The following is a 13,687-nucleotide window of genomic DNA, read 5'->3' on the forward strand; positions in this document are numbered from 1 at the left end:
CGGGTCTAACGCGCGAGACGCGAAATCAGCGCGGGATCTCGACGTAGTCCAGCTTGCGCATGGCGTCCATCATCGGGCCCGCGTACTTCTCGGGCACGGGCTGGGTGCCGAGCGCCCAGGCCATGATCTCGACGTCGTCTTCCTCGATCAGATCTTCGAACCATGCGACCTGCTCGGGCGTCCACGAGGCGTGGTAGCGATCGAAATAGCAGCCGATCATGTAGTCCGCCTCGCGCGTACCACGGTGCCAGGCGCGGAAGTGGATGCGGCGAAGGCTTTCGGGCGGCGTGGCGGCAGGCTCGGTCATGGCTTGCCGTTAGGCCGAACGCGCGAGCGAAACAAGGGCCGTAGGGCCTAGGCCAAAGGGCATCCCGGCGCGGTCCTTCCCCCTGCGCCGGAAAGCTACCTCGGTTGGATCATCCTCGCAGCGCGGCGAGAATATCGTCCGGTTGGCGACCGATCAGATCCTTGGCCAGTTCCTTGATCAAGGCGTGTTGCGTTGCCTTGCCAAACTGGTGACGCAAATCGCCCAAAGCCCGGGGCGGGGCGATCAGCACGAGATGTTCGATCTTGTGCCCCTGCACCTGCCGGTTCAGCCAGTCGGCCACGGCGGCGCAGTGCGCGGCTTCGTTCTGTTGGTGAGGTGAAGCGTGGCTTCCGCCGCTGCTGTGGTTCTGCTCGACCAGTTCGGGCGTTTCGAGGCTCACGAGTTCGGGCGCGGCCTCCGTTCCGGCATTGCGGTAAAGCTCCCATGCCTTGCCATCTACAATGGCAATCACGGCTGCGTGGGGGATCAGCATCGGTTGGGCTCCTGTTCTCGTTGTTGTCGCAGATGACCCAAGCACCTGAAGGGCCGCACAACCATGCGTTGGATCAAAAATGCCCGTGAATTTCGCCATGTGCGGCATTGGCGAATGTAACGGTTGCGGCCTATGTCCGTTCCACGATGCGTCCCGATCTGCTCAATCCCCTGTTTGCCGAAAGCTCCAGCCTGAAGGGCGTGGGCCCCGGTCTTGCGCGGCCGCTGGACAAGCTGGGTCTGACGCGGGTGCGCGATATTGCCTATCACCTGCCGGACCGCTGGGTTCTGCGAAGGGCAGTGGCGAACCTCGACGAAGCGGGGCTGGGGGAGCAAATCGTGCTGCCACTGACACCGCGCGATTATCGGCAGGCGGCGGGGCGCGGGCCATTTCGTGTCATGGCCGAGGATGCTGCGGGCAACTATGTGGCGCTGACCTTCTTCGGGCGCGCCGCATATACGGCCAAGAAGCAGCTGCCGCTGGGCGAGAAGCGCTGGGTGGCGGGCCGGCTCGACCAGTTCGGGCAGACCTGGCAGATCGTTCATCCTGACCATGTCAGCGAAGACAGCGCCGGCATGCTCGGCCAGTTGAACGAGCCGGTCTATCCGCTTTCGGAAGGGTTGACGCAGGGTCGGGTGCAGGCGCTGGTGGGGCAGGCGTTGGCGCATCTGCCGATGCTGCCGGAATGGATCGAGCCGGGGCTGCTGGCGAAGATGGATTGGCCGGCCTGGCATGAGGCACTGCCCGCCGCACACAAGGTGGAGAACAAGGCGGCGAAGGATCGCCTCGCCTATGACGAACTGCTCGCCAACAGCCTCGCCCTGATGCTGGTGCGCGAAAGCAACCGTGCCAAGAAGGGCACCCCGCTGCATGGTGACGGGCGCCTGCGCGCCAAGCTCAAGCTGCCGTTTGAACTGACCGGCGCGCAGAAGCGCTCGATTGCAGAGATCGAAAGCGACGTGGCGCAAGGGGCTCCGATGCTGCGGCTGCTGCAGGGCGATGTCGGTTCGGGCAAGACGGCTGTGGCGCTGAACGCCATGCTGATCGCGGTCGAAGCGGGCGGACAGGCTGCCTTGTTGGCGCCGACCGAAATCCTTGCGAGGCAGCATGCCGAGACGCTTACTCGAATGGCTGCAGGGACTGGCGTGAACATCACGCTGCTGACCGGGCGTGACAAGGGCAAGGCGCGTGAATCGATCCTGATGGGGCTGCTCGATGGCAGCATCGACATCTGCGTCGGCACCCATGCCATCTTTCAGGATGCCGTCGCCTATCGCAATCTGGCGCTGGTGGTGATCGACGAGCAGCATCGCTTCGGCGTCGGCCAGCGGCTGATGCTGACCCAGAAAGCCAAGCGCACCCCTCACTGTCTGGCGATGACCGCAACGCCGATCCCGCGCACGCTGACCCTCGCGCAATATGGCGAGATGGATGTCTCGCGGCTCGACGAGATGCCGCCGGGCAGGCAGGCCATCGACACGCGGGTGATTTCGACCGAGCGGATCGCCGATGTGGTCGAGGGTGTTGCGCGGCACATCGCCAAGGGCGCGCAGGCATACTGGGTGTGCCCGATGGTGCGCGAGCTCGAGACCGAAGACATTGCGGCTGCCGAAGCGCGCTATGCTGCGCTGAAGGAGAGGTTCGGCGATACAGTCGTCATGGTCCACGGCCAGTTGCGTCCCGAGATCAAGGACGCAGCGATGGAACGCTTTGCGCGGGGCGAGGCGCAATTGCTGGTGGCGACTACGGTAATCGAAGTGGGCGTGGACGTGCCGAACGCCACGTTGATGGTGATCGAGCAGGCCGAACGCTTTGGCCTTGCTCAGTTGCACCAGTTGCGCGGACGCGTAGGGCGCGGAAGCCAGCAGTCGACCTGCCTATTGCTGCGCGGTGAGGCGCTGTCAGAGACGGGGCGCGAGCGTCTGGCGCTGATGCGCGAAACGCAGGACGGCTTCAGACTGGCGGAGGAGGACTTGCGGCTGCGCGGCGGCGGCGAGCTGCTCGGTACTCGGCAATCGGGTGATACGCCGTTCAAGGTTGCCGATTTCGAGCAGATCGCGCGGCTTTTGCCCCTGGCGCATGATGACGCACGATTGCTTATGGAGCGCGATGGCGGTTTGGCTTCGCCTCGCGGGGAAGCGGCGCGTGTGCTGCTCTATCTGTTTGAGCGCGACTGGGGCGTCCAGCTGTTGCGAGGGGGATAGCGTGACGGGTTGGGGCGACGCGAAAAAGGGGTAAACGCGCCGCCCGCTCCCTGAGCTTTTGTTACTTGCCTGCAGGCTTGGTCGCTGCCGCGTCAGCGCTCTTGCCAGCGCTCTTCGTGGCATCGGAAAATGCCTGCGCAGTCATGCCGATCATCAGCCCCGAAGCGCCCTTGGCGACCGAGGTTTTGGGAAGCTTGACCCGCATGGTGCCGGCATCGAGCACGAAATCGGTGGCAGTCACTTCGGTGACCTTGCCAAGCTGGGTCGTGCCATCGGATGCATAGACCGGGGCATCGGCAACGATTGCGGCTTCAAGCTCAGCCTTGGCGTTGGCCTTTGCCTTTTCGGCTGCGGCATCAAGCTCTACCTTGGTCATGCCCAGAACCGGACCCTTGGGACCCGAACCCAACGCGGTCAGAGCGAGAGTGGCCGAGTTCTTGCCGGTATCGATGACGAAGTTGGGTGCATTGACGCTCTTGATCTTGCCGACTTCAGCGCCGTTCACGTCATAAACAGTAGCGCCGACAGTGGGCGTGGCTGCAGTTGCGGGTGACTCTGCGGTTGCAGTCGTTTCGGTTCCTGCGGCTGCTTCTTGTGCGCTTGCGGCAGTGGCTGGGGGAATGGATGCGACGAGAAGGGCTGCGGTGATATTGCGGATTTTCACTAGGGATTTCCTGTCCAGTTGTCGGAATAACATCGCCAATTTCGGCGCAGTTGTTCCGATCGGAAACCCGCTTTGCGATCCTGCGACGCGGAAATGTGGGCGAATTGAAGGACTTGTGCCGTAGCTGCGACGAGGCGATGAGGGCTGGCCAAGCGAAAAGAGCGGCCCGAAGGCCGCCCTTTTAGTCATCTCGAAGGATGAAGTGGTCGGGGAAAGAGGATTCGAACCTCCGGCCCCTGCCTCCCGAAGACAGTGCTCTACCAGGCTGAGCTATTCCCCGACCGATCTGCAAACCGGTTACCCGGCTGCAAGGCAGGCGCGCCCTATACGGGGCACATCCGGGGCTGGCAAGCGGGTAGGAACAAGTTTTTTAAGCCGTGGGCTTTTGCTCCGGCGAGTGCGGGGCGATAGAAGCAGAACCATGTTGAAACGCGCCGATTCCGCCCGTCACTATGAGTGGCAGTACCTCGATCTCATGCGCGAGATCTGGGAGAGCGGAGACGAGCGCGTCGATCGCACGGGCGTCGGCACGCGCTCGGTGTTCGGCGCGCAGTTGCGCTTCGATCTGTCCGACGGGCGGATGCCATTGCTGACGACAAAACGCGTCTACTGGAAGACCGCGACCCGGGAGTTTCTGTGGTTTCTTACCGGCGATACCAACATCCGTGAACTCTGCGCGCAAGGGGTAGAGATCTGGACCGACTGGCCGCTAGACCGCTATCGCAAGGCGACTGGTGATAGCATTTCTCGGGCCGACTTCTCTGCTCGGATCGTCGCCGATGCAGCTTTTGCGCGCGAATGGGGCGACCTTGGGCCGGTCTATGGCAAACAGTGGGTTGACTGGCCGGTTTACGAACCGGCGGGCGAGGGGCTGTTCCGGCAGCGTCCACAGGGCGTGAACCAGGTTGCCGATCTCGTGCATTCGCTGCGTCACAATCCCGGCAGCCGCCGCCATATCGTGGAAGGTTGGAATGTGGCCGAGCTTGACCAGATGGCCTTGCCGCCCTGCCATAAGACCTACCAGTTTCATGTGACCGGCAACCGCCTCAACGGGATGCTTTACCAGCGCAGCTGCGACGTGGCATTGGGTTTGCCGTTCAACCTGTGGGGAGCGGCGCTGTTCCTGCGCCTGCTAGCGCAGCAGTGCGATCTAGAGCCGGGCGAGCTGGTGTGGATGGGCGGTGATACACATCTCTATCTCAACCATGCAGAGCTCGTCGAAGCTCAGTTGGCGCGGGAACCGGAGGGCGATCCACGCCTTGCCATTGTGCGCCGACCCGATACGATCTTTGGATACCGGATCGAGGATTTCGAGGTGTCCGGATATGCGCCGCAGGGCCATCTTTCTGCCCCTGTAGCGGTCTGACCTCGCGATTGACTCGAAAAGGCGTGTGAAATAAAATAACACACGTCTATAACTTTGCATCTATCGCGCTTTTGCAAGTGCAAAGCGCGATTCGATGCGGGAGAGTCGAAAATGCAGGCGTTCACAGGATGAGCGGCGGAACGAACGGTGGTGCGCGCGGCAACTTGCCGCCGCTCTCGCTCCACGTGCCGGAACCGAAGTTCCGCCCCGGAGACGAGGTGGATTACTCTCATCTGGTCATCCCTCCCGCTGGCGCTCAGCCCCGACCTGACGAGCAGTGCGCGGCTTCAGAAACACAGGCGTTGTGCTTCGATCTGGTGCGTGTGCTGGGTGAGGATCATCGTGCGGTCGGGCCGTGGGATCCGAAGCTGGATGCCGAGACACTGCGCCGCATGCTCCGCACGATGGCGCTGACCCGTGCGTTTGACGACCGGATGTATCGCGGGCAGCGGCAGGGCAAGACCAGCTTCTATATGAAGTGCACGGGTGAGGAAGCCACTTCGGTCGCACCGGCGATGGCGCTGGCGGACGACGATATGGTCTTCCCAAGCTATCGCCAGCAGGGGATTCTGATTGCGCGTGGCTATCCGATCGTCGAAATGATCAACCAGATCTATTCGAACCGCGCGGACAAGCTGAAGGGCCGCCAGTTGCCGATCATGTACTCCGCGCGCGAAGCATCGTTCTTCACGATCAGCGGAAACCTTGCGACGCAGTATCCGCAAGCCGTGGGCTGGGCCATGGCAAGCGCGATCAAGGGGGACACCCGGATCGCTGCCACGTGGATTGGTGAAGGATCCACGGCCGAGGGCGACTTTCACTCCGCGATGACCTTTGCGACCGTCTATAACGCACCGGTCATCTTCAACGTCGTCAACAACCAGTGGGCGATTTCGAGCTTTTCGGGTTTCGCGGGGGCCGAGCGCACGACCTTTGCCGCGCGAGCTATCGGGTATGGCATGGCGGGGCTGCGGGTGGACGGGAACGATCCGCTCGCGGTCTATGCCGCGACGAAATGGGCGGCTGACCGTGCCCGCTCGAACGCGGGGCCGACGCTGATCGAGCACTTCACCTATCGCGCCGAGGGTCATTCGACCTCGGACGATCCCGGCCAATATCGCTCGGCGCACGAGCGTGAGGAATGGCCGCTCGGGGATCCGATCAATCGCCTCAAGCATCATCTGATCGTGCTTGGCGAGTGGTCCGAAGAGCAGCACGCCGCGATGGACCGCGAACTGATGGAGCAGGTCAAGGCGGCGACCAAGGAGGCCGAGAAAAACGGCATCCTGGGCCACGGTCTGCACCACCCCTTCCACACCATGTTCGAGGACGTGTTCGAGGAACTGCCCTGGCATCTCAAGGAACAGAGCGAGCAGGCGATCCATGAGCGTCGCGTGAAATGGCCAGAGTGGTCGGAAGCGTGGAAGGAAGCATGACCTACGAAGAATCACCGGTCAGTCTCGCCGAGGCTCCGACCCGCCGCCTCAACATGATCGAGGCGATCAACGATGCGCTCGACATCATGATGGAGCGCGATCCCAATGTTGTCGTCATGGGCGAGGATGTCGGCTATTTCGGCGGGGTTTTCCGTGCCACTGCTGGCCTGCAAAAGAAGCATGGCAAGACCCGCGTGTTCGACACGCCGATCAGCGAGTGCGGGATCATCGGCGTGGCAGTAGGGATGGGCGCCTATGGCCTGCGTCCGGTGCCCGAGATCCAGTTTGCCGATTATATCTATCCCGGGCTTGATCAGCTTGTGTCGGAAGCGGCGCGGTTGCGTTATCGCTCGGCGGGCGAGTTCATCGCGCCGATGACGGTGCGCTCCCCCTTCGGTGGCGGCATCTTCGGCGGGCAGACACACAGCCAGAGCCCGGAAGCGCTGTTCACCCATGTCTCGGGCATCAAGACCGTGATTCCGTCCACTCCGCATGATGCCAAGGGTCTGTTGATCGCGGCCATCGAGGACAATGACCCGGTCATCTTCTTCGAACCCAAGCGCATCTACAACGGCCCGTTCAACGGCTACTATGACAAGCCGGTCGAACCTTGGGCCAAGCATGCCGACAGCGTTGTGCCGGAAGGGTACTATTCCATTCCGTTAGGCAAGGCGCGCATCGTGCGGCCGGGCAATGCCTTCACAGTGCTCGCCTATGGCACGATGGTTCACGTTGCTGCTGCGGTCTGTGCAGAGAAGGGCGTGGATGCCGAGATCATCGACTTGCGCACGCTCGTGCCGTTGGACATCGAGACTGTGGAGAAGTCGGTGGAAAAGACCGGTAAATGCCTGATCGTCCATGAAGCGACGCGCACCTGCGGATTCGGTGCGGAGCTTTCCGCGCTGGTGCAGGAGCGCTGCTTTTACCACCTCGAAGCCCCGATCGAGCGCGTGACCGGGTTCGACACGCCTTATCCCCACAGCCTCGAATGGGCCTATTTCCCAGGCCCCGTCCGCATCGGCGAGGCCATCGACCGTCTGACGAAAGCCTGAAGCCATGGGAACCTACACATTCCGCCTGCCCGATATCGGCGAAGGCATCGCAGAGGCCGAGATCGTCGCCTGGCACGTGGCTGTCGGCGACATGGTCGAGGAAGACGGCCGCTTGGCCGACATGATGACCGACAAGGCGACCGTCGAGATGGAAAGCCCGGTTTCGGGCAGGATCGTCTCGATCGCCGGAGAGGTCGGCGACGTGGTTGCGATCGGCTCTGCACTTGTCGTGATTGAGACGGACGGGGAAGGGGAGGCAGAGGCGCCTGCGCATTCACAGTCCACCTCTCCTGCTCCGACGGCTAAAGTCGTGGAAGAGCGGATCGAGGTAGAAACGCCCGACGCGGCAGATGTGGAGAGGGTAGAGGCTGCAGCGCCGCCTCCGCCGCCTCCGCCCGCGCCGACGCCCAAGCCAGTCCCAGCGAGGCCGTTCGCGCAGTCAGTTACGCGTGACGCCGGAGCCAAGGTCCTTGCCAGCCCCGCCGTCCGCAAGCGCGCGCGCGATCTGGGCATTGACCTGTCCGAAGTGCGACCGTCCGAGGAAGGCCGCATACGCCACGCCGATCTCGATCAATTCCTCGCCTATAACGCCATGGGCGGATACCGCTCTGCAGGCGTCGAGCGTGGCGACGAGGTGATCAAGGTCATCGGCATGCGCCGCCGCATTGCCGAGAACATGGCGGCATCCAAACGACACATTCCGCATTTCTCCTATGTCGAGGAATGCGATGTGACGGCGCTCGAAGCCATGCGCGAGCAGTTGAACGCCAATCGGGGGGACAAGCCGAAGCTTACCTTGTTGCCTCTGCTGATCACCGCGATCTGCCGCACACTGCCGCAATTCCCGATGATCAACGCGCGTTATGATGACGAGGCGGGCGTGGTCACCCGCTATGGTGCGGTGCATCTTGGCATGGCGGCGCAGACGCCCGCGGGGCTGATGGTTCCGGTGATCCGCAACGCACAGAGCCTCAACCTGTGGCAACTTGCGCGCGAAATTGTGCGCCTTGCTGAGGCGGCGCGCAGCGGCAGCGCAAAGTCGGAAGAGCTTTCTGGTTCGACGCTGACCATTACCTCGCTCGGCCCCCTGGGCGGCGTGGCGACGACGCCGGTGATCAATCGCCCCGAAGTCGCCATCATCGGCCCCAACCGTATCATCGAGCGCCCGATGTTCGTGCCGGACGGCATGGGTGGCGAGCGGATCGAGAAGCGCAAGCTGATGAACATCTCGATGAGCTGCGACCACCGGGTGGTTGATGGGCACGATGCGGCCAGCTGCGTCCAGGCTATCAGGAAGTTGATCGAAACGCCGGTGCTGCTGCTGACCGATTGATGTGGTAGATCTGCGGATCGGAGGTGGCCATGCCGACAACTGATCCGCGCATTGATGATCACATTGCGAAGGCGGGCGCATTTGCGCGGCCGATCCTCGAGCGATTTCGCGCGCTGGTGCACCGGGAGGTTCCCGAGTGCGTCGAAGCGATCAAGTGGGGCATGCCGCACTTTACGCTTGGTGGTAAGAACCTAGCAGGCATGGCTGCGTTCAAGGCGCATGTTTCGGTGTTTTTCCATCACGATGAGCAGCCGGGCGGCACCGGACCATTCCGCAAGATCGCGTCACTTGACGAGTTCCCCGACGAGGGAATCGTGGCCGAGAGGCTGAAGGCTGCGGTTGCGCGTCTTTGCGCGCCAAAGACTGCCAGGCCTCGGGCGGCGATAAAGCCCGTTCCTGAAATGCCGGACGCGTTTCGGGCTGCCCTTGAAGCTGCTGCCTTGGGTGAGCGCTTTGCAGCGATGCCACCCGGCCAGCGCCGCGAGTACATCGAATGGATCGGCGAGGCGAAGACCGAAGTTACACGCGGCAACCGCGTTGCGCAGGCGGTGGAATGGATCGGCGAGGGCAAGAGCCGCAACTGGAAGTACCAGAAATGCTGAGCGACATTTGGTCGGCAAAAGGAAAATGCAGGCAGGCAGAAAATGACGTTCAAAGAGCGTTGACAGCCTGCAAACTCTGCCATAGAGGCGGCGCTCCCAAGGGTGAGCGGGTGTAGCTCAGTTGGTTAGAGTATCGGCCTGTCACGCCGAGGGTCGCGGGTTCAAGTCCCGTCACTCGCGCCATTGGGAAGATGATAAAGGCGCCTTCGGGCGCCTTTTTCTTTGCCTATCTGCCGGGTGCCAAGCTGTGGAAAAATTCCCGCTTTCAAGCCCGTTGACACACCGCCAGACCTGCCATAGAGGCGCGGCTCCCAAGGGGTACGCGGGTGTAGCTCAGTTGGTTAGAGTATCGGCCTGTCACGCCGAGGGTCGCGGGTTCAAGTCCCGTCACTCGCGCCACCTTGGGAATTTCCAACAGCAGTAGCGGTTAGAATGCGGCGGGGCTTAAGCGCCCCGTTTCAGCCCCAGCGTCCGGTTTCCATCCAGATAAGAAACCGCCGCAGCGGTAACAGCCACACGGTGCCAAGCACGATGTAGGCGAGTGTCTGCAGCAGCACGTGCCACGTCCCGATCACGTCCGACAGTGCGGCTACGCCAAGGGCATATATCGTGAGGGCGGCGACGAGGCCGAGGATTCCTACGGGTTTGCGCCAGGTCGGCTTGTAATCCTGATTCACGCGTCACGCTCCCATGGGCCGTAGATTCGTGTTGGCGTTACCACGGCGTGGAGCGGAACGTCATGCGGCTCGCGGGGCAGGTCGTCGACCCGCTGGCAATCCCATGCGAGCCCAATGGGCAGCGTTGCCGGATTCGCTTCAAGCCAGCGATCATAGTGCCCGCCGCCTTGGCCCAACCGTCCGCCATCTGCGCTGAAGCCAACGAGTGGCACGAACAGCACCTCGGGGACGACTTCGGCAGCGTCGCTGGCAGGCTGTACGATCCCTTTCCACGGACCGGGTTCAAGCAATTCGTCAACCCACGGCGAGGCCCATTCGCGGAACATCATCGGTGATGTACGATCTGCAAACCATGGCAATGCAACCTTGTGCCCGGCTTCGTGGAGCACTTGCGCGTAGGCAGTAGCAGGGGCTTCGGCGGGACCGGCGAGATAGAGACCGATTGTTGCACCTGCCGGTACCATTGCCAGCACAGGCGAGGGCGGCCGGCGAAACATCAGGGCTTTCACGCGCGGATCAAGCGACGCCACATGGGCATTGCGCTGCGCCCTGAGTTGCTCGCGCAGCGCGGTCTTGGCTTCCACGGGGTGCTCCGGATCAGTATTAGAGGGGGGTGACGGGCCCACCATGGGTCGTTAGCTCGGAAAATCCTCTGACGCCTCGACGTCAGGTGGGGACCGCTTACTCAGGACCAGGGTCCCATGCAGGGGCAGCCCCCTTGGATTGCTTATAGCCTCAGGGATGTTCATGCGGCTCGTGCCGGGCAGATCCCGTCACTGCTTAGTTAAGCGCTCACAGGCCCTTGCTCAAGGGCACCGGCAAGTTTTTCAATACGCTCGGCCAGTTGGAGCACGCGATCGACGAGGCGCCTCTCGGTCTCAGGGTCTGCGATGACTTCGACGGGGGCAGCCGCCGGAGCAGGGGCAGGGGACGGAGCAGGTGCCTGCTTGTGCGCCTCGTGAAGCTCATCAGCCAGCATCAGCGCGGCAAAAAGCAGCATGCGCGGCTCATTCTGTCCGCCGCCAATCTTGCGGGCGCGCTCGTCGATCATGCGGCCGAGCATCTCGATATGCTCTTCCTCGCCATCGGCGCATGATACGCCGAAAAGACGTCCACCGATCGGAAGGCTGACATTGCTCATTTGGGCAGGCCTGCCAGCAGAAGATCAAGCTGTCGCAATTCCTGCGCTACAGTATCCTTGAGTCTGCGATGGCGGACCTTGAGAAGCGCCAGCTCCTCTCCTCCCGCGTCGCCCCGCGTTCCCTGTTGTGCAACCGCGTTCTCGACTTGCACGAGCGCCTGCTCAAGCCTGTCCAGCGCGGCGTCCAGTGCTTCCGTCGCCATGGTCGGGCACGCTACCACATTGCCGCTCGTGCGCAACAGTCTGGCAGGAAAGGTCGCGGAAACTGCTGGCCAAAACCGGGACTTGTGCGTCTGCAGCAAAGAAGCGCCCCCCGCAGCCTTGACCCTTGGCCCTATGGTGACCAAAGAGGCCCCGCTCCGAATCACCGGATTCATGCGGTCAACGCCGTTCGGCCGCACGCAGGGAAGGGCTTTTTTCAGCATGACACGCGATTCAACCGCGCTGGCTCCCATGGCCAACGCGATCCGTGCGCTTGCCATGGACGCGGTTCAGGCAGCCAATTCCGGTCACCCCGGCATGCCCATGGGCATGGCCGACGTGGCGACCGTGCTGTGGACCCAGTTCCTGAAGCACGATCCTGCGGCACCTAACTGGTCCGACCGTGACCGCTTCATCCTCTCGGCCGGTCACGGCTCGATGCTGATCTATGCGCTGCTCCACCTGACGGGGTACGAAAGCCCGACGATGGAGGACATCCGCAACTTCCGTCAGCTGAACAGTGTCTGCGCCGGGCACCCGGAGAACTTCCTCATCCCCGGCGTTGAGCTGACCACCGGTCCTCTCGGGCAAGGCCTTGCCATGGCCGTGGGCTTCGCGATGGCCGAACGCCATCTCAACGCGCAGTTCGGCAGCGAACTGGTCGATCACAACACCTGGGTAATCGCCGGTGACGGCTGCCTGATGGAAGGCATCAACCACGAAGCGGCGGGCCTTGCCGGCACGCTGAAGCTCGGCCGCTTGAACGTGCTGTGGGACGACAACAAGATCACCATCGATGGCGACACTTCGCTTTCGACCACTGAAGACATTCTCGGTCGCTACGCAGCCTCGGGTTGGCACGTCGCCTCCTGCGACGGGCACGACTTCGCCGACATCGCGCGCGCACTGTCGGAAGCGCAGGCCGATCCTCGCCCTTCGCTGGTCGCCTGCCGCACGATCATCGGCAAGGGCGCGCCCAACAAGCAGGGCGGGCACAACGTCCACGGCGCGCCGCTGGGTGCCGACGAAATCGCTGCCGCGCGCGAATACCTTGGCTGGACCTCGGCTCCGTTCGAGCTTCCGGCAGACATTCTCGCCAACTGGCGCTCGTCGGCTGAACTGGGCAAGGCCGCTCGCGCTGAGTGGGAAGCCCGCGCCGCCGCGAACCCGCAGGCCGCAGAACTTGCTCGCCGCATGGCGGGTGATCTCCCGGCTGAGACCGGCTTTGACGCCTACGTACAGTCGCTGATCGCCAATCCGCCCAAAGTCGCCACGCGCAAGTCGAGCGAAATGGCGCTCGAAGCCTTCACCGCGAATGTGCCGGAAATGGTTGGCGGTTCGGCTGACTTGACCGGCTCGAACAACACCAAGACCAAGTCGACCGCGCCGTTTACGCCGGAAAGCTACGACGGGCGCTACGTCTATTACGGCATCCGCGAATTCGGCATGGCCGCTGCGATGAATGGTATGGCGCTGCACGGCGGGATCATTCCCTACGGCGGCACGTTCCTGGTGTTCTCGGACTATTGCCGCAATGCCGTGCGCATGTCGGCGCTGCAGCACGTCCGGGCGATCTACGTGTTCACCCACGATTCCATTGGCCTTGGCGAAGACGGTCCGACCCACCAACCGGTCGAGCATGTCATGTCGCTGCGCATGATCCCGAACCTGCTGGTGTTCCGTCCGGCCGACGCCATCGAGACGGCCGAGGCCTGGTCGCTGGCCTTGGCGAACAAGCACCGTCCTTCGGTGCTCGCGCTGACTCGCCAGAACCTGCCGCCGGTCCGCTTCGATGCCGAGATGAAGAGCGCAAAGGGCGCCTATCGCCTCGTTTCCTCAACTGCTGCGCGCAAGGTCGTGCTGTTGGCTTCAGGTTCGGAAGTCGAGATCGCGATGAAGACGGCCGCTGCGCTTGAGGAAAAGGGCATCGGCACCGACGTCGTTTCCTTCCCCTGCTGGGAACTGTTCGACGAGCAGGATGCCGCTTACAAGGCCGACCTGCTCCCCGCCGATGCGCTCAAGGTCTCGATCGAGGCTGGCGTGACGCTTGGCTGGCAGAAGTACGTTGGCGATGGCCTGACCATCGGCATCGACAGCTTCGGCGCATCGGCTCCGGCCGAAGTGCTGTTCGACCACTTTGGCCTCACGGCTGAAAAGATTGTCCCGCAGGTTCTCGCGCGGGTTTCGTAAATTCAACAGGAGAAAGCTGAC

14 protein-coding genes and 3 tRNA genes are annotated in these 13,687 nt (G+C 62.8%); 9 read left to right on the forward strand and 8 right to left on the reverse strand.

The genetic code is table 11. The annotated features are described in order from the left end of the window. Positions 1 to 25: 25 nt before the first annotated feature. Both ACZ1JX_RS05690 and ACZ1JX_RS05695 read right to left on the reverse strand, forming a co-directional pair. Positions 26 to 307 (reverse strand): FAD assembly factor SdhE, encoded by a 282-nt coding sequence (locus ACZ1JX_RS05690; RefSeq protein ID WP_465125792.1) that lies wholly within the window; start codon positions 305 to 307, stop codon positions 26 to 28. A 109-nt stretch (positions 308 to 416) separates the two neighbouring features. Further along, positions 417 to 800, reverse strand: coding sequence for a host attachment protein (locus ACZ1JX_RS05695; protein WP_465125793.1), 384 nt, complete (start codon positions 798 to 800; stop codon positions 417 to 419). Between the two features lie 146 nt (positions 801 to 946). On the opposite strand from ACZ1JX_RS05695, the gene recG reads away from it, so the two are divergent. Further along, the gene (recG, locus tag ACZ1JX_RS05700) at positions 947 to 3,004 is read left to right on the forward strand and encodes an ATP-dependent DNA helicase RecG (protein ID WP_465126365.1); all 2,058 of its coding nucleotides are present in this window, start codon (positions 947 to 949) and stop codon (positions 3,002 to 3,004) included. 61 nt (positions 3,005 to 3,065) lie between these two features. Here the strand turns inward: recG and ACZ1JX_RS05705 are convergent, their stop codons facing one another. After that, on the reverse strand, positions 3,066 to 3,668 hold the full coding sequence (locus tag ACZ1JX_RS05705) for a hypothetical protein (RefSeq protein WP_465125794.1): 603 nt from the start codon (positions 3,666 to 3,668) through the stop codon (positions 3,066 to 3,068). A 203-nt stretch (positions 3,669 to 3,871) separates the two neighbouring features. Continuing rightward, positions 3,872 to 3,948: transfer RNA gene (locus ACZ1JX_RS05710), tRNA-Pro, on the reverse strand. Between the two features lie 141 nt (positions 3,949 to 4,089). Between ACZ1JX_RS05710 and thyA the strand changes: the two genes are divergently transcribed. The 7 genes from thyA (at position 4,090) to ACZ1JX_RS05745 (ending at position 9,856) form a co-directional block, all read left to right on the forward strand. After that, entirely contained in the window at positions 4,090 to 5,034 is a 945-nt protein-coding gene (thyA, locus tag ACZ1JX_RS05715) for a thymidylate synthase (protein WP_465125795.1), read from the forward strand. A 128-nt stretch (positions 5,035 to 5,162) separates the two neighbouring features. Continuing rightward, entirely contained in the window at positions 5,163 to 6,470 is a 1,308-nt protein-coding gene (locus tag ACZ1JX_RS05720; RefSeq protein WP_465125796.1) for a thiamine pyrophosphate-dependent enzyme, read from the forward strand. Next, a complete protein-coding gene (locus ACZ1JX_RS05725) occupies positions 6,467 to 7,522 on the forward strand; it encodes an alpha-ketoacid dehydrogenase subunit beta (RefSeq protein ID WP_465125797.1) in 1,056 nt (351 codons plus the stop codon). Before ACZ1JX_RS05720 ends, ACZ1JX_RS05725 begins: the two co-directional genes overlap by 4 nt. Positions 7,523 to 7,526: 4 nt before the next feature. Then, on the forward strand, positions 7,527 to 8,855 hold the full coding sequence (locus ACZ1JX_RS05730; protein WP_465125798.1) for a dihydrolipoamide acetyltransferase family protein: 1,329 nt from the start codon (positions 7,527 to 7,529) through the stop codon (positions 8,853 to 8,855). Between the two features lie 29 nt (positions 8,856 to 8,884). After that, positions 8,885 to 9,457, forward strand: a complete 573-nt coding sequence (locus tag ACZ1JX_RS05735; RefSeq protein ID WP_465125799.1) for a YdeI/OmpD-associated family protein — start codon at positions 8,885 to 8,887, stop codon at positions 9,455 to 9,457. A 106-nt stretch (positions 9,458 to 9,563) separates the two neighbouring features. Beyond that, a tRNA-Asp gene (locus ACZ1JX_RS05740) sits at positions 9,564 to 9,640 on the forward strand. A 139-nt stretch (positions 9,641 to 9,779) separates the two neighbouring features. Next, positions 9,780 to 9,856 (forward strand) — tRNA-Asp (locus ACZ1JX_RS05745). 59 nt (positions 9,857 to 9,915) lie between these two features. Here the strand turns inward: ACZ1JX_RS05745 and ACZ1JX_RS05750 are convergent. The 4 genes from ACZ1JX_RS05750 to ACZ1JX_RS05765 all read right to left on the reverse strand — a co-directional run bounded on the left by ACZ1JX_RS05750 (position 9,916) and on the right by ACZ1JX_RS05765 (position 11,478). After that, a complete protein-coding gene (locus tag ACZ1JX_RS05750; protein ID WP_465125800.1) occupies positions 9,916 to 10,134 on the reverse strand; it encodes a DUF2842 domain-containing protein in 219 nt (72 codons plus the stop codon). Further along, a complete protein-coding gene (locus ACZ1JX_RS05755; RefSeq protein WP_465125801.1) occupies positions 10,131 to 10,718 on the reverse strand; it encodes a 5-formyltetrahydrofolate cyclo-ligase in 588 nt (195 codons plus the stop codon). The genes ACZ1JX_RS05750 and ACZ1JX_RS05755 overlap by 4 nt, the downstream gene beginning before the upstream one ends. Before the next feature lie 200 nt (positions 10,719 to 10,918). After that, positions 10,919 to 11,275 carry a cell division protein ZapA gene (locus ACZ1JX_RS05760; protein ID WP_465125802.1) on the reverse strand — a complete coding sequence of 119 codons (357 nt, stop codon included), beginning with the start codon at positions 11,273 to 11,275 and terminating at the stop codon, positions 10,919 to 10,921. Further along, positions 11,272 to 11,478, reverse strand: a complete 207-nt coding sequence (locus ACZ1JX_RS05765; protein ID WP_465125803.1) for a hypothetical protein — start codon at positions 11,476 to 11,478, stop codon at positions 11,272 to 11,274. Before ACZ1JX_RS05765 ends, ACZ1JX_RS05760 begins: the two co-directional genes overlap by 4 nt. Positions 11,479 to 11,698: 220 nt before the next feature. On the opposite strand from ACZ1JX_RS05765, the gene tkt reads away from it, so the two are divergent. Further along, the gene (gene tkt, locus ACZ1JX_RS05770; protein WP_465125804.1) at positions 11,699 to 13,666 is read left to right on the forward strand and encodes a transketolase; all 1,968 of its coding nucleotides are present in this window, start codon (positions 11,699 to 11,701) and stop codon (positions 13,664 to 13,666) included. Positions 13,667 to 13,687 lie beyond the last annotated feature (21 nt).

The organism is Novosphingobium sp. BL-A-41-Hi4A-0G, assembly GCF_055521735.1.

Bases quoted from the DNA above. Each gene is read 5' to 3' on its own strand.
- thyA (WP_465125795.1), top strand. From the start codon at position 4,090: ATGTTGAAACGCGCCGATTCCGCCCGTCACTATGAGTGGCAGTACCTC.
- ACZ1JX_RS05765 (WP_465125803.1), bottom strand. From the start codon at position 11,478: ATGGCGACGGAAGCACTGGACGCCGCGCTGGACAGGCTTGAGCAGGCG.
- ACZ1JX_RS05730 (WP_465125798.1), top strand. From the start codon at position 7,527: ATGGGAACCTACACATTCCGCCTGCCCGATATCGGCGAAGGCATCGCA.
- ACZ1JX_RS05735 (WP_465125799.1), top strand. From the start codon at position 8,885: ATGCCGACAACTGATCCGCGCATTGATGATCACATTGCGAAGGCGGGC.
- recG (WP_465126365.1), top strand. From the start codon at position 947: ATGCGTCCCGATCTGCTCAATCCCCTGTTTGCCGAAAGCTCCAGCCTG.
- ACZ1JX_RS05695 (WP_465125793.1), bottom strand. From the start codon at position 800: ATGCTGATCCCCCACGCAGCCGTGATTGCCATTGTAGATGGCAAGGCA.
- tkt (WP_465125804.1), top strand. From the start codon at position 11,699: ATGACACGCGATTCAACCGCGCTGGCTCCCATGGCCAACGCGATCCGT.
- ACZ1JX_RS05690 (WP_465125792.1), bottom strand. From the start codon at position 307: ATGACCGAGCCTGCCGCCACGCCGCCCGAAAGCCTTCGCCGCATCCAC.
- ACZ1JX_RS05760 (WP_465125802.1), bottom strand. From the start codon at position 11,275: ATGAGCAATGTCAGCCTTCCGATCGGTGGACGTCTTTTCGGCGTATCA.
- ACZ1JX_RS05720 (WP_465125796.1), top strand. From the start codon at position 5,163: ATGAGCGGCGGAACGAACGGTGGTGCGCGCGGCAACTTGCCGCCGCTC.
- ACZ1JX_RS05725 (WP_465125797.1), top strand. From the start codon at position 6,467: ATGACCTACGAAGAATCACCGGTCAGTCTCGCCGAGGCTCCGACCCGC.